Origin of the sequence: Leptospira ainazelensis (genome assembly GCF_016918785.1) — a bacterium.
Classification (GTDB): Bacteria; Spirochaetota; Leptospiria; order Leptospirales; family Leptospiraceae; genus Leptospira; species Leptospira ainazelensis.
This window is the reverse complement of record NZ_JAFFPT010000079.1, coordinates 289,679-308,520: the sequence shown is the minus strand read 5'-3', so window position 1 is coordinate 308,520 and position 18,842 is coordinate 289,679. Positions and strand designations below refer to the sequence as shown.

Here is an 18,842-nt window from a genome sequence, read left to right as displayed (position 1 = left end):
GGTCTTATTAAGGTAATGGAAAATCAGATTTCTCGTTTCCTCGTTTTTCTTTCCGTCTTTACCCTGATCATCGCATTGGGTTATACATATACGGGTTTTCGTTTGATTCCGGGGCTTGGAGCTCAGGGTTGGGTTTCTTGGTTTGCTTGGGGGTTGATTTTCCTCTTCACTCTGAGCATTCCCGTAAGTTATTATATCAGTCTTACATCGAATGAGGAAGGAATTCAGACCGCTTTTTCTTATCTCGCCTTTACCGGGCTCGGTTTTTTTACGATCCTTTTTAGTCTTGTGGTTTTGAAAGACCTCACCACGGCGTCCTTTCACGGATTTACGAGCGTTTTTCCAAACGTCTCCGGTGGCGTTGAAGGAGAAGACGTTTCGGAACCGATGATGAGAAGGGATTTTCTAAATCAGGTTCTTAGTTTTTCGGTCTTAGGACTTGCGGGCGGGTTGACGGGGATCGGGTTTTATCAGGCTCATAAAAAGTTGAAAGTGATTTCCGTAGATGTTCTAGAGAAGAATCTACATTCTTCCCTCGAAGGTTTTCGGATCGTTCAGATTTCCGACATTCACATCGGACCCACGATCAAAAAGGAATTCTTAGAATCCGTGGTGAGAGCCGTAAACGAACTCGAACCGGATTTGATAGCGATCACGGGAGATCTCGTCGACGGACCGGTGAGTAAACTAGGACATCATATCACTCCTCTTGCGGATCTCAAATCCAAACACGGGACTTTTTTTGTGACGGGGAATCACGAATATTATTCCGGTGCGATTTCTTGGATTCGAGAATTGAGAGGTCACGGGATTCAAGTTTTGTTAAACGAAAACAAAATCTTAAAACACGGAGGCGCCCATCTTACTCTCGCGGGTGTTACCGATCTCAAAGCGGGAACGATCATTGAAGAACATACGACCGATCCTCATAAGGCGATGAGAGGAGGAGAGAATGGAGATTACAAAATTCTTCTCGCGCACCAACCCAACAGCGTTTTTGAAAGTACGAAGGCCGGTTTTGATCTTCAGCTTTCCGGTCATACTCACGGAGGTCAGTATTTTCCGGGAAATCTTTTGATCTATCTCGCGCAGAAGTTTGTCGCGGGTCTTCATAGACACGAATCCACTTGGATCTACGTAAGTCGGGGGACCGGATATTGGGGACCACCTTTGCGTTTGGGGGCTCCTTCGGAGATCAGTGTCATTCATCTGAAGAAAAAAGAATCCTAGGAGTTTTTTGGCGGTTCGAGGCTCCGCAGATTCCAAGAGAGTTCGAAAAGTAGGATCTCCCTCGAAAGGAAAACTCGAAAAGTAGGAACTCCTTCGAAATAGAAACTCGAAAAGTAGGATTCCCTCGAAATAGAAACCCGGAAAGTAGGATCTCCTTCGAAATAGAAACTCGAAAAGTAGGATCTCCTTCGAAATAGAAACTCGAAAAGTAGGATCTCCTTCGATCCACCGGAGTTACGACTTGAAGTCCGTTTTTTAGAAGTTTTTCAATGAGACGGTTTGAAGGAAGAATTGATTCTCCGTGAAAAAGCGGGGAGTTCCCGCAAAATGACGGAACTTCTCTAAGACTCAAAAAAGTAGGAACTCCCTCAAAAAAAAGAAAACACCCAGGTGGATTCTCCCGGAGGAACCTTTTCCGGGGCGTCTTCAAATCCGATAAACTAAGAAAGGACTTAGAACGGAGGGCGAACGATGGTCCTTTTCGGAACCAAAGGAAACACGATCACAATAGGAATGATTCTCCTGATTTCTTTCTCTGCTTTGAGCTGTGGGAAGAAAAACAAAAGCGCACCCAAAAAAGAAAATCCAAAGGTGAACGCCGCCAAAAAAAACGATCTCGAGTTGGAACCGGAACTGAAGGAAAGAAAATTCTTTCAGGAAGACGCACTCGGACAGCCGAAGAAATATTCGGAGCCGGAAGAAGACGGAGAAAAAACCGAAAGAGACGAGGCCAAAAAGAAAGAGACCAAATCGCCCTCGACCTATCTCGGATCAACTCAGGGATGCAAAAGCGGGGATTGCAAAAACGGAAACGGAATTTACGTCTACGCATCCGGAGAAGTATATTCCGGAACTTTCAAAAATGATAAGCGACATGGAAGCGGAAATATCCTCTATAAAGACGGGGATCGATTCGCGGGAAATTTTCAAAACGACAAAAAAGCCGGAATCGGAACCTATCGATTCGCAAGCGGCGCGGTTTTTAGCGGAAGATTTTACGAGGACGGAGAAAGCGCTGAAGGATTTCTAACCGTAGGAAAAAAGAAAAAGGAATGTTCGATCATTCGAAATCAGATGAACTGCAGAAAGTAATTTGGGCGTTTCCTCGCGAAACATCACTTTCAAAAACGCGCTCGGACCGGGCTCTCCACTCCAGTCAAAAAATTGAAAGGCAGAACCCAAAGAGAAAAGTAAAACACAAAAACTCAATTTTTTGACTCCGTGTCGATCCCATAACGCAAGACAAAACGAACTCTTTTTGTTTTACCCTAGATAACCGAAGAATCTTATTCTGTGTCGTCTAACGCGATTTTTGTATGCAATGAAAGGTTCTTGCGTTTTGAAAAATTATTCCGAAATGCGAAAGCGGATTTGAATTCAAAAAGAGAAATCAATTCCCTTTTTTTCTTAGTTCCGTTACCTGATCAAAACCGATCCCCCAGTTGTCAGTATCGACCTCGTCGATGATGACGAAAGTTGTCTGAGGATTTTTACCGAGAACGTCTTTGAGGAGTTGTGTGGTTCCGGCGATCAACTGCGCTTTTTGTTCCTTGGTCGCGCCTTCTTTTGTGATTCGAATGTTGACATAAGGCATAAATCGTTCTCCGAAGATTGATTTTGGGAAAAGAAAAATCAAATGTTAGACAGGAGAATCATCAAGGAAGAAGATAATTCACGCCCCCTGCCTCGATAAAAAAACGGGGAACAAGAATCAAAATGATAAGCGAAATCAAGATCAGAACAAAGGAATACTTTAGATTCTTCTTAAGAAATTCTTCTTCCGAACGAAAGACAAAGAGCCAGAGAAAAAACCAGGAAGGATAGAAGAGGTGAACGAAGACCCTCGTAGTATCGTATGTAAAAAAAGTAACGATTAAAGAGATTCCAAAAGGAATCAAAATCAAAAACTTCTTTCGATACAATCTTTCGAAGAAAAAGACAAGGTTCCCGAAGAAAAAAGAGAAAAGAGCCAGGTGCGGAACCTTTGTGTTGATCTCGATCCATTTGGAAAAGGACTCGTTCCGGATCGTAGAAAAACGGGAATCTTCAAATGGAATTCCTTTCCAGGAAAAGAAAAGAAGGGAGAGAAGACGTGCGATGATCAATGTCCCGAGGACAAATGAGATCGTCCGAACCTCGATTTTTTTTTCGATAATCCCCCGGATCAAGAGTAGCAAACAAACAATAATACTAAACTGATAGAAATGATTCCAAACGCCTAACAAAAGAACGACGAAGAGCGCTCCGAACCAAAGTCGATTCTTCAAAACTCGATCCAATAGAATCAAAGTCGCCGCCGAAAAGAAAAACGTAAGATGATCCGAAAAACCGATCCAAACTTTTTGAATCAAGATCAGCGGCGAAAGCAAAACAAAAAGCCCGATAAAAGCCCCCGTGAGCCAACCGAACTCAAAAGCAAAATAAAAAACCAACAGAAGTGTCGCCGCGATTTGTATATCGTTGCAAAGCCTGGAAAATTGCGCCGGGGTCAAATCGGCATTCAGCTTAAATAACAGATACGGAAACAAAAACGAATCGGACTGATACTTCGACGAAAGATCGGATTTCGAAAGCCAGTAAAACCCCGTGTTGTAAACCCTCGCTTCCTCTTTGGACTGATACAAATAAGACGCCCCTTCTTTTAAGACAAAGTAGAAGACGAAAACAAGGAGCAAACACGGGAAGATTCTTTTCACGATAGGGAATGTGTAGAGGAGATTGGTCGTTGTGTCAAGGAATTGGGGGAGGGGAGGGTGAGAAGGGTAGGGCGGATTGAATTGTTTTTTCCTTTCTGAAAGCGCGAAGGGACGCATGCGATTTAGTAGTCCAAATTTTGCCTAGTTTTTATATTCTATATTCCTCAAACTTCGCAAAAAGGTGAATTTCTCCGATTCAAGTCTAAAATATCTATGCACTATGATTTGTATTTTTTCTTTGCTTGGCCATCCGTTAGAAACTTTAAACTAGTTGGTCCACCGCCATGAAGTTTGCTTTGAAGATATATTTTTCCCATATCTTTTGTCGATGGGATCTTGATAAAGTGTGTCCCACCTGATTTACCAGTTTTAATTTTTACAAGGTATTTTTCGGTAAGGAGCAATACTCGTTCCGCATTAATATCGTTATGGATTCCAGAATTATCTTGAATCCAGACGCCAATCAGATACTTTCCCCTGGGAAACCGTTTGTCGTTCATTTAGGGTTTGAATGAATGCGCTTCTCTCTCATTATCATATAAACATCCCCATGCTATGCTTTGTAATTCCGATATAGAAGATGGAGGCAAGACTGCTAATTTCTTTACTATTAGAATATGTACATCAATTGGAAACTGATTTAGCTGATCAAATGCATTTTCATTTACTCTATTTATTAAATAAAGCCTGCTGATTTCATTTCCTCCAAATCCATAGGTCTGGCCAATTACTGGAGTATCCACATCTACAATGAGGATATTCCTGCCACTAAATTTTTCCTTTTGGTATTGCAGTATTTTTCTTGGTTTCGCGAATTCATCATAATCGTATGAAGATAAGTATAGATTAAGCATCGGTTTAGAATTCAGGGTTGACGCCAGATACTTTCTTAATTACTACTTTTGCAGGCTCAATGATATATTCTTTAATGCCGCCTTGGTTTCCATCTAAGGCAAGAGCAGCTCGCTCCTTGATAATATTAAATCTCCTTACTGTCCCTTCAATAACAAATCTTCCGCTATTTGAATTTGGTAGACCAGAAAGATCTCGAAAATTTGTAACTGTATTTGGATCGACAGGGGTCCAAGATTTACCAGCTGCTTTTGCTCCGTCACCGTAAACACGATAAACTTTCTCCTTTTGAAATGATTGAACAAATTTATCAATCTTTGTTGTTGCCCCAACGACAACCTTATTAAGTTTATCGCTTCCTGCTTCAAGTAGTCTATATCCCTTGTTCCAAAGATTTCCGGCGTTTTGTCCTATTTTTTGACAAGAGGTTTGACAATTTTGCGCGAGACGCTGGGCATAGGGACTGACTCTATCGCGAACAGCAATACCCATCGGAGAATTCGCTGTTCTATTAATTAGAGGTACTACTCTTTGTACCAACCATTGCCAGTGCCCTGTCGGATCCTTGGCCCCAATCGGATTGCCCTTCACATACGAGAATCGGTTCCAGCCTTGTGTGTCCCACTCTCCATCGATGACCGTGTCCGCACTGGTAAATCTCGCGATGCCCGGATCATAGTATCTCGCGTTGTAAAAGTAAAACCCAGACTCCCGATCTAACTCCTGCGAATTGTATTTGGGTGCAAAGTCCGTATCACCCCTGTGGACAAAGGTTTCACCGTAGGGCAAATATTGCATCTTAGAGAGAGTGTTTGCGTCGTCGTCTAATACGTGTGAGACGGAGTCGACTTGGTCTGTTAAGTAATAGGCGAGGGCTCCGTTTTCTGCGACGGCGGCGATTCGAACTCCGTTGAGATATACGTTGTTAACCGACGTGACGATGTTCTCGCTCTCGATGTATTCGAGTCCGTAGAACTTGCTCGGATAAAGAATTTCTACGTTTGTAAACTGGTTGTTCTTTTGTTGGAGGGAACTTTTGCGGACTCGAAATCCGCCTTCGTCATACCAGTATTTTCCTTGGATTGCGTCGTTTTCGTCTTGGATCTGTGTGATTCTGTCTTGCGAATCGATATGGATCTTTTTGGTTAAGTCCTTTGCGTTGTCTCTCTGACGAGTGAGGTTTCCACTCGCATCGTATTGTATCGTGAGAGTATCGTTTCCGGTTTTGCTCGAATCGATCTTAAGAGCCTGGTGATTCTCGTATTGATAACTCCACTCGTCCGTGATGTTTCGGGCGGTTCCTCGCTCGCGCTCGGACCGGGCTCTCCGCTTCAGTTAAGAAATTGAGAATTTTCTTGAAGAAAGACGCTTTATTGGATCAGCAATTTCTTAACCCCGCATCGATCCCTACCGCAGTGATTTATTGTTAGCCGCGGTGCTGAGTTACCCCGCAGAGTGAAAGGAATGTATTTCTTTTCTTCTTTCAGATCTCTCTTAGTAAAAGAAAATTGTTTTCAAAGAACGCTTCGCACAGCCTGTGCAGTCGAAGTTAGTTTTGTAAAAAAAGATAAAGTATTTCTTTAGATCATATGTAATCTCTTACTGATAAGGATCGTAAAGAAAATAGAATCAATTTAGAGTGCTTTTCAAGCACTTGTAATTATTTTGTTCCCAAATATTCTTCTAAAAATAAGTATATTCTCGTATGCGAATGGTATTTCGTTTTCTTTATTCGCCCGCTGTTAATTTAGTCTTTGCGGAGCTCAAGAGTAATTTTAGAGAGCCTCACGCTCATTCATAATATTTTGCTGCGATAAACATTTCCGCTATGCTTTTCCAGTCGGGAGCTTTAGGTTGGATAATTCCAATATTTTGATAGTAACCATCGGAATCTTCAACCCATCGCGCCAATGCTTCTAAAAAAGATTCGATATCTTGATTAATCCATTCTGAAGTATTATCTCTAAAATCATTACTTAATTTAAAGATAAATTCTATAAAATCATCTTTTCCTTTTATAGAATTTATTTCTTCTCGTGAAAAATCCATTATTCACCTTTTATGCGAATACTTGCGCCATTATTTTTACTTGAGAATTTATAAGATTCTTTAGCTATTTCTTGTTTTGTCGCCATTCTATAAGGGATATCCTTTTTAGCAATTTTGAAAGCCGCTAACCGTCTGTTATCAAGGGAATATAACTGTCCCTCTTTATTAACTAAACGAATTGGCGGTATATTTTTAGCTTTTATTGTACCGTCTTTCAAACCTTTTGCTAATTCATTAATATTAGGATGCATTTTGTCAGTGAAAGTGTTTTTTATACTACTTTGGCTAAAATTAACTTTACTTGGATCTATTGTTGGATACGACTTTGCCGTCGTTAGTCCAGTTAAATTCTTTATCTTTCCGCCAACATACTGCAAGCCACTTTTTAGTGCCGCTTTTTCAAGTTGCGATCCATATCCAGTAATAGCGGCTTCTTCAAGTTCCTTACGATTCTTAGGAACTAATGCGGCAGCAACTTTATAGGTTAATCCTGCAGAATCATGAAGCAAACCAACGGAGTTACCAACAAATGTTCCATCTTTTGAAGCCGCTCCTGCCCTATATGAGGCATCTCCCATTTTGTCCAAAACATAGTTTACGCCTGCTAATGTATCGATGACAGCATCATGCCCCGTCGGATCCTTCGCCCCAATCGGATTGCCCTTCACATACGAGATTCGATTCCAGCCTTGTGTGTCCCACTCTCCATCGATGACCGTGTCCGCACTGGTAAATCTCGCGATCCCCGGATCGTAGTATCTCGCGTTGTAAAAGTAAAAACCGGATTCTCTGTCTAACTCCTGCGAATTGTATTTGGGAGCAAAGTCGGTATCACCCCTGTGGACAAAGGTCTCACCGTACGGCAAATACTGCATCTTAGAGAGAGTGTTTGCGTCGTCGTCTAATACGTGTGAGACGGAATCGACTTGGTCTGTTAAGTAGTAGGCGAGGGCTCCGTTTTCAGCGACGGCGGCGATTCGCACTCCGTTGAGATATACGTTGTTAACCGACGTTACGATGTTCTCGCTCTCGATGTATTCGAGTCCGTAGAACTTGCTCGTATAAAGAATTTCTACGTTTGTAAACTGGTTGTTCTTTTGTTGGAGAGAACTTTTGCGGACTCGAAATCCTCCCTCGTCATACCAGTATTTTCCTTGGACCGCGTCATTTTCGTCCAGGATCTGTGTGATTCTGTCCTGGGAATCGATATGGATTTTTTTGGTAAGGTCTTTTGCGTTGTTTCTCTGACGAGTGAGGTTTCCACTCGCGTCGTATTGCATCGTGAGAGTATCGTTTCCGGTTTTGCTCGAATCGATCTTGAGAGCCTGGTGATTCTCGTATTGATAACTCCACTCGTCCGTGATGTTTCCGTTGCTCGGGTCATGAATGCGTTTTGCGGTCAGGTTTCCATTCTTCGCGTAAGAATAGCTCTGTCTGAATTGTTTGGTGAGATTGTCCGAGGTTTCGACGTAACTTCCGATCGCATTTGTTAAACGACCAAGCCCGTCGTAGTCGTAATTGTACTGAGCGTTGGATTCGGAGGAAGTATTTGTGATATTCGTAATATTGTTTTTGCTGTTGAACGCATAGACCGCGTCCTGCAAAACTTTAGTGCTTCCGTCCACGTCTCCGGAGGAATGAAGACGCACCATTCTTCCTTTGATATCGTAACCGTAACTGGTTTCAATGCCGTTCCCAAGAGTAAAACCCGCTGTCTGACCAAACTCGTTGTAGGTTATGTTTTCTACTATATCCTTGTCGCAAAATCCGGGAAGAATACCGTTCGTGTTGACCTGGATGGAAATCCCGACGATATAACCGGCGCTTCCGTATTCGTAACAGGCGCGCATCCTTCCGTGAGAGATCGGATGTTCCGGATAATCGATCTTGGAGACACGACCCAAAAGATCATATTTTGTTTCCGTAATATACGGACCCAGAGTTTCGGGAAGCGGAGAATTCAGGATCATCCGAGTTTCCTTTTTGACCCTTCCTAACTTGTCATAACTAAAGGTTTTGTTCTGAACCCCGTCCTCGATCCGAACGATCTTACCCAGTGCGTTTTCACTTCCCGCATAAGAATCGTATGTATAATGAATGTCTCCTTCCGGAATCTGTTTAATATTGATTCTACCGATTGCATCGTATTGAAGAGTCGTCGTGATTCCTCTTGCGTTCGTGCTGGAAGTAAGATCTCCGAAATTGTTATACGAAAAGTTTCCTACTCCTAGATCCGGATCGCTGTTTTGACGAAGTCTTCCAAAAGCGTCATACAACCAGAAGGCCTGATTCTTACCCGAAATGTCTTTAACGGAAACACCGCTCGCGATATTCGAACAAGAAAGAGGAGAACCGTCGTTTAAATCGGACTTCTTCGTTCTATTACCCGCGAGATCATAACAGAAACCGATCTTGGCCTGAGTTCCATCGGAAGCAAAGTCTTCGACATACAGAATCTGTCCTCTTCCGTCTTTCGCGATTCTTTTGCTCTGACCGCTGCTGTGATTTTCAGTGATCTCAAACGGATCGTTGTAGTTGGTGACGATCGTGGTCGGAGAGGTTTCGCCTTCCGCAGTCGGCATCGTCGTCTTTTTGATTCTTCCGATCGGATCGTATTCAAAACTCGTTGGATTGCGTTCTTCGAGATGAAGGACAAACTTATCGATCTCACCGGAAGACGCCCAGTTGGACTGACCTTTTCGGATGATCTTTCCGTTTCCATCGTAGACAAGTCTTCCCGTGATCGTATAATTTCCGTTAGACGCCGTCTTGACCGAGTAGATCGCCCTTCCCATTCCGTCCGCATACGTGCGGGAAGCGAAGTCCGGATCGCTCGTTCCGGAAGGAAGAACCGTCTTTGCGCTCAGAGGAAAGGAAACATCGTAAGAATGGTTTGTGATCGTTCTTGTTCCGTCGTCCGTATCCGCGCTTAAACGAACCAATCTTCCATAAGAATCATATTCAAAATAACTTTTATTTCCGTTCGCATCGGTCTCTTCCGAGTCGGAACCGAACGCAGAACCGTAGTCGATCTTGTGTTGTGTAGCGAATTGAAGGGAGCCTCCGAAGGAAACTTTCTGAGTCACGAACTGATTGAGTTCGTTGTCATAAGAATAGGAAGTTCCTCTGTTCGGACTTCCGCTCGAATCTTTTTCAAGAGTCGGATTCCCGTACATATCATAATCATATTCTAATGTTTTAGCGCTGACAGTCGGAAGGCCGCCTCCGGTATAAGTGGAGACGTTTTTGTTTAGATTCCCTCGGATATCGTAGGAAAGAATGGAAATCGTTTCGTGAACGCTTCCCGAGAAAGAAACTTGCCGGGTCGCTCTTCTCTGATTGCTCGTGTCATCGGTTTCAAAATCCGTAATATTCGAAATTGTAACGGAAGAATGGGCTCCGTCGCTGAAATGATCGGTCGTGCTGTCCGTCTTTCTGCCGATCTTATAACCGTCTAAAATCGTATCGAAACTCTGCGTGCTCGTCCGCGAGCCATTCATAAACTTTTCGATCTTTGTCGTCTGGGCCATGTAGCTGATCGCGCCCGGCGTCGTGCTGATCTGCTTGATCTCGTATGTGTTGAGAATGTTACCGTATTCTCTATTGTCGTTCCCAATGATTTTTGTTTCTTTTTCGGCGCCGCCTAACGCACGATTTTGCATAAAATCGGAGTAGGAGTTCGTATAATACGTATGAATGGTTCTTGCCCCGTAAGCTTCTTTTACGGTAAATTCGGAAAAACCGAAGAAATCGGTTTCTTTTTTCCCGTTGATAAACGAAGAGAAGGCAAAACCGTTTTTGTATTCATAGTCTTTGGTCACACGATTGGAGAATCCGTCGTCTAACGTAATCGAAGTGCAGACCCGATAACTCGTGGGAAGATCCGGAATATCGTCTTCACCGGTGTTATCAAACTTGGTGGAATTTTCGTATATGAATTCATAAAATCCTCCGATTCCGTTCTTCACTCTTTCAATCACGTCGGGAGCCGAGCCCGTGGAGAGCGCGAAATACCAAGTGGGCTCTTTGAGATGAAAGATTCCGATATCGGTCAACCCGTCTCCGTTGTAATCTCCTTGGATCCATTGAAAGACATAAACTTGAGCGATGAGGTCCGGTCTTTCCAAAGTTTTGACAAACACGTTAGACGGAAGAGAGGAAATTTTGCTCTGCGCGAGATCGTAGATTCTATCTTCACCGCTTGATATTAGAAGCGGATTCCCATTGTTATCGAACCGATCGCTAAATCCGATCGTACCCGCGTTGTAAAGAAAACGGGAAACGGAAGTCGCATTAATTTTAATTTTGTAAAAGGAAGTCCCGTTATCGAGCGTCTTACCGAAAACGATGGACGCGTCCGAAGTAAACGCGTATGGAATTCCCGCCGTGCTCGCGGAATTGTAATCGGAAGTTGTGATGGGAAGAGGGATATCTCCGGTCAAACGTTTGAACTGAATCTGAGTTCCGCTGATCGTTCCTAAATACCATTTGTGGATCGTTGTTCTTCGATCCACAAGAGCGAGCTGTGCTTGCGTAGTAGTGAACTTGCCCGAAAATAAACTGAATTCTTTTCTACGTTGGCGGTTTTCGCTCGTCCCTGCTTGGAAAAGATCGTTAAGATCGCTCGAGGAAAGATCCCCACTCGGAGTAAGAATTCTAGTTCCACCGAGACCGGTAAGAACAAACCTCGCACTTCCGGAAGACGTCTGATCGTCCAAGATCAGAGCAGATTGAGAAGAATTCGTCTCGAAGTGATCGATCACATAACCGCTGTTTAATGGATCGAATTTTGCGACGTCCGTATCGGAGAAGGAAGCTAAATTAGAGACATCGAATGCGGTTCCACTCGAATTCTTTAAAACAAAAAGCTGATTCGTGTTTCCCTGTTTTTTGTGAAATAGAACTTCGTCCTTAGAGGTATTGGTATAACGATCCGGCTTCCCGCCGAAAAGAATCGTAACTCCGGAGTTCTCCGGATTGAGGGAAGTATTCACTCGTTCCGTGAACGAATTCCCTTGTTTGAGATCGAAGACGTTCGCTTTGCGATCAAAGATCAAAAGTTCGGGAGAAGAGGAACAATCGTCAACAGTGAAACAGCCTGCGAAAACGAGTTCTCCTCTGGAAGAGTTTAGATTTCCGTCATACTTATATTTGAGTAAAATTGTTTTCGAACCGGAAGCGGCCGTAAAATTTGCGGTAGTCTGTTCCAGTTTAACTTCGTCCTTAGGAAGGGGAGTTTTCATAATACGATCCTGATCCGGACCGTAGCTCATATCGCTGTAGATCTTATAACGAAAACCGTTTAACGTGGATTCTCCGATCCAAAACTTACCGTCGTTTGCCGAGAAAAAGCCGATATCGGTTCTACCGTCTCCGTTAAAATCCCCTTGAAGCCAACGGGTGATCGGTTTAAACTGAGGAGTCGAAGACCAGATTCTAAAATTAATGGTTCCATTTCCAGTTTCGCCTAATGTCCATTGTCCGGAGTTGCGATCAAAGAGTAAAAAATCCGAAAAACCGTCTCCGTTAAAATCTCCTGAGAATCGATCGTGAGTAAAGATCGCTTGTTCCGGAGTTGTAAATACCTTATACAACTTCCATTGCATTTTAAAATAGATGGGATCGTTTTTGTTATCGTTACGGTGATTCTCGCCGACGAGCCATTTCCCCGATCTTGAATCGTAAAGAGAGATATCGGTTCTTCCGTCTCCGTTGTAATCGCCCACAAGAAAGTTTACCTTGTCTCGGTCCTTTCCGGGCTTAGAAGAATCGTTGGTGGAAGAGCTGTCTAAGTTTCCATCTGGAGAATAATCACTTCGAAAGACGTTCTGGAATTTTTTAGCAAAACGAAGAAATTCAAAACGTCCGCCTTTGTTGAGCATCAAGGTCCATTGACCGGTGGGTTCGTCAAAGAATACGGAATCGGAAAGTCCGTTGCCGTCGTAGTCGCCGGGAAACCATTCCATACGAAAGATGTCCGGAACGCCGGCCATCAAACGACCGTAGGACTTGAATTGAAAGACGCGTCCGTCGTGTTCCGCAACGATAAAGTCTCTCGTTTCGGGAAGATAGAATGCGATATCGGAACGCCCGTCTCCATTGTAATCACCGCTAACGTTCCCTTTGAAGAATCGGATCTTTTCGTCGCCGTAATAACCTTGATAACGATTTGCATAAATCTTAAAGTTATAACCGCCTTCTTTCCTTCCTTCCGCCGCTTTCCAATTCCCTGACTTCGGATTAAAAAAGAGCATGTCGGAGATTCCGTCTCCGTTAAAATCTCCCTCGAAGTATTGAGTGGATTCGGGAGAATCTTCCATTTCGGAAGAAGCTTGGTTCACAACATTCTGCCAGGTAAGAAGACGACCGGAAGATTGGTATTGAAATTCGGGTTGAGTCGTATGACGACTCGATTGGATCGTTTTGAGTCTTGGTCTTCCCGAATCGGAGGAAGTTTCGTAGACGGGAGTGTAGTCCCAGAGTTTTCCTCCTCCGTCCCAGCCCACTTCGATTCTATCCAGAATCTTATCCATTTTCATTAAGAACCCGGGAGCGTTGGAAACGTAGAAATCATCCCTTTGTTTCGTGAAAAATTTCACGTATTGACGAGCCGAAGCTCCGCTTTTCGAGTTTCCCGTATAACGGATTTCTTTGAGATAGAGATTTCGTTTATCATAATATTCGGATGTATCATAGACAACTTGGAGATAGTTTCCGTTTCTGTCTTCCGACTTGGAAAGATACCAGCTATAAGTCTGATTCGGAATCGCAGGATTATAGATTCTGCTGGAATTGTTCTCGCCGAAGATTATTTTTGTACCGGAAGAATCCAAAATTTCCCAGACCCCGCCGCTTTCAATATTACTTAAATGGAATACGACTAAGTCTTCTCCGGTGATTTCCGGTCGATAGGTTCCGTTTTCATTGGTGGTTCCGCCGGCGACTTTTACAAGCCTAGTTCCGTTCCAAGTAAAAGAATCGCGAGAGTCATAATATAGGGCGCCGTATTCCGGAGTTCGAGTGATCGATCCCAAGCCGAGATTCCAACCCATACCGACCCAACCGTCCCCACCGGTGGAAGAATAAGATAGAGTTAACTTCGGTTCCACTCCGGCTCTTCCCGAAGGAGTATGAATCGGATACGAGAGAGAAATTCCGCCGTAGTGGTTCGGTTCCGGTGGAGCGATAAATGCAGCCCCCGCAAGAGGATCAGCCTTTGTTTCGGGATCGTCGATTGCGCTGCTGTAATTCGTTGAGATGGAAAAAAGATCACTTCCTTCGGGAGCGGGCGCCGAATTCGGTCCTGATCCTGATCCCGAAGACGGGAAACCTGCTCCATTTGGAATTCCTAATATTGCCCAGAGCCAGTTATTGGAATGTCCTTTGCCTCCGAACAGTTTACAGGAAGGCATAAGCAGGACCGTGGCCAAAGCCGCAATTACGATTTTTCCGTGCATCTCAAATCAATCCAGTTTTGATATTTATTGTATTCTAAAGATTGAATATACTAATTTCAGCCGAGGCTATCGCGATAGGCGGCCTCGGCTGAAGGAGTTTAGCACATTCGATCAATATTTGATTTTGGCTCGAACCGTATAATCTCTTTCGATCAGAGGAGCCACAAAGAAGTTGTTGAGACCGTATTGAAGTGCGCCCGGGTTCGCTAAGTCGATCTTCGCGGCTCGGATTCTTTGTTGGGTTTTATCTTGAGAAAGCCAAGTTACAAGACCTAAGTTATTGCCGGTATTTATAATCGAAGTGGGGTTAAGTTGAACGCCTTCATTCGTGGTGCTCAGTTGGAATTCTTTTTGACCATCCACGGTAAAAGTGCTAAGGTTACTGACTCTTCCCCAGATTGTTTTTCTGGATCCATTCGTTTGTTCCCAAGTTGTAAGAATTTTATTTCCGGAAAGAATACTTTGACCTGGTGTTCTAAAGTCAGCATCCGCGATTCCTAAATTGAGAGCGTCGGGATACAATAGTTGACTTGTCTGTAAGTTAATTGTCTTTAAACGTATCTCTTTTGTATTCGCACGATAGGTCAGGAATCCAGTGTCGGCAAAGTAGGAAAATCTCATAGATTCGACTCCGTTTGGCTCCAAGACAACGTTATCTGCCCCGATTAAATTGGAATTAGTAGTATCAACTCCTCTCCCGAAGACGGCGCCGTCATTTCTACGCCAAACGACCATACCTTTGCCGTTTGTAATTCCGACATCTAAACTATCACCCGAACGAGTCGGTTCGTTCAGAATTTGTTTATTCGAGCCGATTGCGATTGCACTGTTCAGATCATAGACGGCGCTCCAGACGGAGTGCGCTCCAGACGCTCGATTTTGATATTTCCAGCCGATAATAGCCTGGTTATTATCGTTTACTGCTACTGAGGGTGTGATAGTAAAGTAAGCAATCTGATCGTGTTGGTGCGCGGGATAATCCCAGACGGTCTCGGTTGTTAAGTGTTGTCCAATATTAAAACTAGAGCCGACTGTCGCTCCGTTATCCAATCGAATGACTTTGCCATCCACACGATAATTTCGAATATCGTCCCAGGCGCAGACTGTCATACTACAAACAAAATTGGGATTCAAAGCCGTTGATGTTTGAAGTTCTGCCCAGATTATTATAGCACGGTTATTACCGACTGCAATGTCGATGTATCCGTCAAAATAACTTTTTGGATAGGGAAGGTATCGGGTTCCTATTAACGATTCGGAAACAATCGTAGAAAAATTTGTCAAATCTCGAATCGAAATAGCAAAGTGCTCTGAATACGCCCATGCGATTACTGCCTTACCATTTTTTTGTTTTATTGTATAGTTACCGGTCTCAGTTACTGAATATGAAGGATTGATTGTAAACGGATTTCCGATGGCTTGACCTGTGCTCACTGAATTATAACGACCCAAAAGAGTCTGCCCTTGTCTCCAGATCGAAAGAGCCACGTCCCCGTAACTGACGGTTTTGACATAACCTAAGCTCGGAGCATTTACATCCGCGCTGACCGTAAAGTCCATATTCGCGCTTTCCAAACGATATGATTTCCCCGCAGTCGTTGTTAGACGGACAAGTCCACCGTATAAGAAATTCTTAAAATCCCCGCCATCTGCCCAGGAGTTCCAGAGCGCCACACCTTCGTTGTAGATTCCCATCCAGTTAATTGCATTCATATCCGGTGTAAATCCGAGACAGGACGCCGGATGAAATGGATTCGTTGAACAACTGACAGAAGGGCTTTGCAAAAATGGACGATACTGGACCTGATCGAAGGCTGTAGAATTGAAAACGGAGGCTACAAAATTGTTCCAATCCGTAGAGAAGCCGTTATCAATCACAAGTTTTACATCCGGAGAAGTTAAGGTTCCCGGGATATAAACTTGGGTGGTTTTCTCCGCATTCGCCGCGATAGGAGATTCTAATTGAATATCGTAAGAGCCGTCGGTTTGCGGAGGGAGAACTTGCAGAATTCTATAAGAAGACGTGTCCCCTTGTATATAGATTCGATCCCCTACATTTGCTGGGCCATAAGAGTTTGTAACACGAATTGTGGTTGATCCTGCGGTAATAGGTAAGCCCGCTTCCCCTCTCATTTTACGGACTTGCGAATAATGAAGAGGCCAGACGGTTCTACGATAAGCCGTATTTAAAGAAGGTCTAATATATAGTTTTACTAAACTAATGGCTGGATCGACGGTTGTGCTTAGCGTAGGCAATTGAACGCAAAGATTATAGACCTGATTGATAAAGTCGAGAGTGGTTCCGCAATTTTTTAGCTTATACGGATCGCTCGTGCTTAGGTCTTTAATGATATGAAACCAATCTGTACGTGCTCCCCCAAAGCCCATGCTGATTTCAAAATCAGCGGCTTGGTTTATATTATAACGATCTGAAGTTGTCTGTAAATTGTAATTGAAGTTCGTATAATATTGGTAAGTTCCCATATCAGTCGGTGAACCGAAATTAGGCGCTAAGAATTTAGTCTTATCCAATTGGATTTTAAGTTCGATTTTTTCACCAAAGCCAACTTCTCCTAAAAATAAGGAATTAGTATCCGGGTAATACGGATGGTCCCCTAAGGTTTTAATGTCCCATTTTGTATTGAATTGATATCCATAATTTGTTTCTAACGGATTCGTGCCGAATTTTTGTTCTGCTTTTAGAAAATCTTTAAAGGAAACATAGACCAGATCATAATTATCCCCCGCCCAGATAATGGAATCTACACCCTTAACTACGGGAGCTGCTATTGTTCCTCTCCAAGGATCAAATTTCCGAACAGAACCTGCGTCGGTCCAATACTCAGTTGGAGAATAAAATTTTCCCCTTGAGAAAACTGCCCAAACGCCAGAAGTATTTTTTTCTTCATTTGTCCATTGACTGTAAGGTTTCTGAACGCACGCAGTTCTTGCAATGCCATCACTACCTGTGCTCGTTTCATCTACGCAAGGAATTCTTGTATTAATACCGCCGAAGGATTGAATTCCTTTTAGATAAACTCTAGATTCAGCTAGAGTAGGTGCGGCTTCGGTCATATCAATTACGTAATCTTTGAATGTGATTGTATTTCCCGAACAAGAGATTCGTTCAAGCGCTTTTCGCAAGCTAATCCCCGGTGAAAAAATATCCGTATTTGTCGTGGTGCAAGGATCAGTAACGTTCGGAGTATCGAACGCAGTCACTCTGTAAGCTTGTCTTACACCTGGTCCGTAGACTTTTACTAGCGCAGTCCTACCTTTGGCATTCTCTTCAACAATTTTTAAATTATTTCCTGAAAAGTTAAGAAGGCTGGATCTATAATTGGAGTCCGCTACATGCGTCATCGCATAATCAACGATCATAATTTTGGGAGTATAACCGGCCGCGATTGCTTTTTCCACTTCATTCGTATTTAGATTTGGTAACTCGACAACATAAGGTCCAAAATCGGTACCACCGTATATTTCTACTTCGAATAGGCTAAAGTCATCGTTTCTTAATCGAAAAGAAGACATAGGTACCAATTCGCCCGCCGGAGTTTCAAACATCAATGAGCAAAGGATATTCGAAATTTTAACAGGCATATTAACTGATAGATTTTTAATATAAAGCGCTGCCCTAACAACTCCTGCATTCGGTTCGACGGTTGAAGTTTCATTTACCTTAAGGGTTTTATCAGAGCGATATTTACGGGCCTTATTTGTAGAAGAGTCTGATTTGAGATTCCACGCGTCTTTATCCAGATTGTTCTTGAATGGACGATCTGCCCATTTTGTCGTTGTAGCCGAAGCCGAGTTTTTGGCCTGCCAACTATCTTTAGTTGAAGAACTATAATTTAAGCCCATTGAAGCTACTTGACCTAACCCGTATCCGTAGCTGCCTTCCGCTCCGTAACTAGAGCTTGTTTCGCGACTTTGTCCGAATTCATTATCTACACTAAATGAATCTTGAAATTGAACTGTTCTTTCGTTTAGTTCCGCTTGGTGAATTTTTTCGGACCCTTGATTTTTTGAAGCTTCAAAGTCATCGGAATTTATCTCGCTCACGATTTCATCGCTTTGTTGACTTGAATTTTTTAGGATTTGAATTTTTAAAGTAACAGGCGGGGCAATTACGGTCTCAATTTGTGGGTAATCAGCAACCCAAACGTTACTCAGCGTTTCATTTTGATTTAAAATTCCATCACCGTCAAAGTCATTAACAATGGTTGTTCCCGTTGGGTCGATTGTTCCCATCAAAGCTGTTGCGGTAACAGGTTTTCCAGGGGGAAGATTGAACAAACCATTGACCGGAGTTACCGGTGTAGATGTATTAGGTTGTCCTGGTCTTATAGGAACACCTTCGCTATTTACTTGAGTTTTCACTGATTCCGCAACCAACCAAGTGGCCGCAGCAAGATCCACGTTTTCCATGGTGCCTCGATCTTTTCCGAACCAGCCACAGGTAATCAAGAACGGGATCAATAAGGATGGAATCAGATAAAGTCCGATTCGTAAAAAAATAGAGTCACCTTTCAACATGAGTTTCGTCCCTCTCTTC

Annotated in this window: 9 protein-coding genes and 1 pseudogene; 2 read left to right on the top strand and 8 right to left on the bottom strand. The window is 43.2% G+C overall.

Annotated features, from left to right (window positions below):
• The first annotated feature begins 15 nt into the window (after nucleotides 1–15).
• The gene (locus JWG44_RS20235; protein ID WP_205276861.1) at nucleotides 16–1,230 is read left to right on the top strand and encodes a metallophosphoesterase; all 1,215 of its coding nucleotides are present in this window, start codon (nucleotides 16–18) and stop codon (nucleotides 1,228–1,230) included.
• A 471-nt stretch (nucleotides 1,231–1,701) separates the two neighbouring features.
• On the top strand, nucleotides 1,702–2,322 hold the full coding sequence (locus JWG44_RS20230) for an MORN repeat-containing protein (RefSeq protein ID WP_205276860.1): 621 nt from the start codon (nucleotides 1,702–1,704) through the stop codon (nucleotides 2,320–2,322).
• Nucleotides 2,323–2,620: 298 nt separating this feature from the next.
• Here the strand turns inward: JWG44_RS20230 and JWG44_RS20225 are convergent, their stop codons facing one another.
• The 8 genes and pseudogenes from JWG44_RS20225 to JWG44_RS20190 all read right to left on the bottom strand — a co-directional run bounded on the left by JWG44_RS20225 (nucleotide 2,621) and on the right by JWG44_RS20190 (nucleotide 18,823).
• Nucleotides 2,621–2,824, bottom strand: a complete 204-nt coding sequence (locus tag JWG44_RS20225; protein ID WP_069608231.1) for a 2-hydroxymuconate tautomerase family protein — start codon at nucleotides 2,822–2,824, stop codon at nucleotides 2,621–2,623.
• A 61-nt stretch (nucleotides 2,825–2,885) separates the two neighbouring features.
• Nucleotides 2,886–3,905 carry a hypothetical protein gene (locus JWG44_RS20220; protein WP_205276859.1) on the bottom strand — a complete coding sequence of 340 codons (1,020 nt, stop codon included), beginning with the start codon at nucleotides 3,903–3,905 and terminating at the stop codon, nucleotides 2,886–2,888.
• A 239-nt stretch (nucleotides 3,906–4,144) separates the two neighbouring features.
• Nucleotides 4,145–4,426 (bottom strand): hypothetical protein, encoded by a 282-nt coding sequence (locus tag JWG44_RS20215; RefSeq protein WP_205276858.1) that lies wholly within the window; start codon nucleotides 4,424–4,426, stop codon nucleotides 4,145–4,147.
• Nucleotides 4,427–4,780, bottom strand: coding sequence for a hypothetical protein (locus tag JWG44_RS20210; RefSeq protein WP_205276857.1), 354 nt, complete (start codon nucleotides 4,778–4,780; stop codon nucleotides 4,427–4,429).
• Nucleotides 4,781–5,327: 547 nt separating this feature from the next.
• Nucleotides 5,328–6,068 (bottom strand): annotated as a pseudogene (locus tag JWG44_RS20205) (RHS repeat-associated core domain-containing protein); the annotation flags it as partial.
• 501 nt (nucleotides 6,069–6,569) lie between these two features.
• On the bottom strand, nucleotides 6,570–6,827 hold the full coding sequence (locus tag JWG44_RS20200) for a DUF7660 family protein (RefSeq protein ID WP_205276856.1): 258 nt from the start codon (nucleotides 6,825–6,827) through the stop codon (nucleotides 6,570–6,572).
• Complete coding sequence (locus JWG44_RS20195) at nucleotides 6,827–14,239, bottom strand: SpvB/TcaC N-terminal domain-containing protein (RefSeq protein WP_232371777.1); 7,413 nt, start codon at nucleotides 14,237–14,239, stop codon at nucleotides 6,827–6,829. The genes JWG44_RS20200 and JWG44_RS20195 overlap by 1 nt, the downstream gene beginning before the upstream one ends.
• A 156-nt stretch (nucleotides 14,240–14,395) precedes the next feature.
• Nucleotides 14,396–18,823 carry an LIC12048 family lipoprotein gene (locus JWG44_RS20190; protein WP_232371764.1) on the bottom strand — a complete coding sequence of 1,476 codons (4,428 nt, stop codon included), beginning with the start codon at nucleotides 18,821–18,823 and terminating at the stop codon, nucleotides 14,396–14,398.
• Nucleotides 18,824–18,842: the final 19 nt, after the last annotated feature.

Excerpts from the sequence above, each read along its gene's own strand:
- JWG44_RS20215 (WP_205276858.1), bottom strand. The coding sequence starts at position 4,426 with ATGAACGACAAACGGTTTCCCAGGGGAAAGTATCTGATTGGCGTCTGG.
- JWG44_RS20210 (WP_205276857.1), bottom strand. The coding sequence starts at position 4,780 with ATGCTTAATCTATACTTATCTTCATACGATTATGATGAATTCGCGAAA.
- JWG44_RS20230 (WP_205276860.1), top strand. The coding sequence starts at position 1,702 with ATGGTCCTTTTCGGAACCAAAGGAAACACGATCACAATAGGAATGATT.
- JWG44_RS20235 (WP_205276861.1), top strand. The coding sequence starts at position 16 with ATGGAAAATCAGATTTCTCGTTTCCTCGTTTTTCTTTCCGTCTTTACC.
- JWG44_RS20190 (WP_232371764.1), bottom strand. The coding sequence starts at position 18,823 with ATGTTGAAAGGTGACTCTATTTTTTTACGAATCGGACTTTATCTGATT.
- JWG44_RS20200 (WP_205276856.1), bottom strand. The coding sequence starts at position 6,827 with ATGGATTTTTCACGAGAAGAAATAAATTCTATAAAAGGAAAAGATGAT.
- JWG44_RS20225 (WP_069608231.1), bottom strand. The coding sequence starts at position 2,824 with ATGCCTTATGTCAACATTCGAATCACAAAAGAAGGCGCGACCAAGGAA.
- JWG44_RS20195 (WP_232371777.1), bottom strand. The coding sequence starts at position 14,239 with ATGCCTTCCTGTAAACTGTTCGGAGGCAAAGGACATTCCAATAACTGG.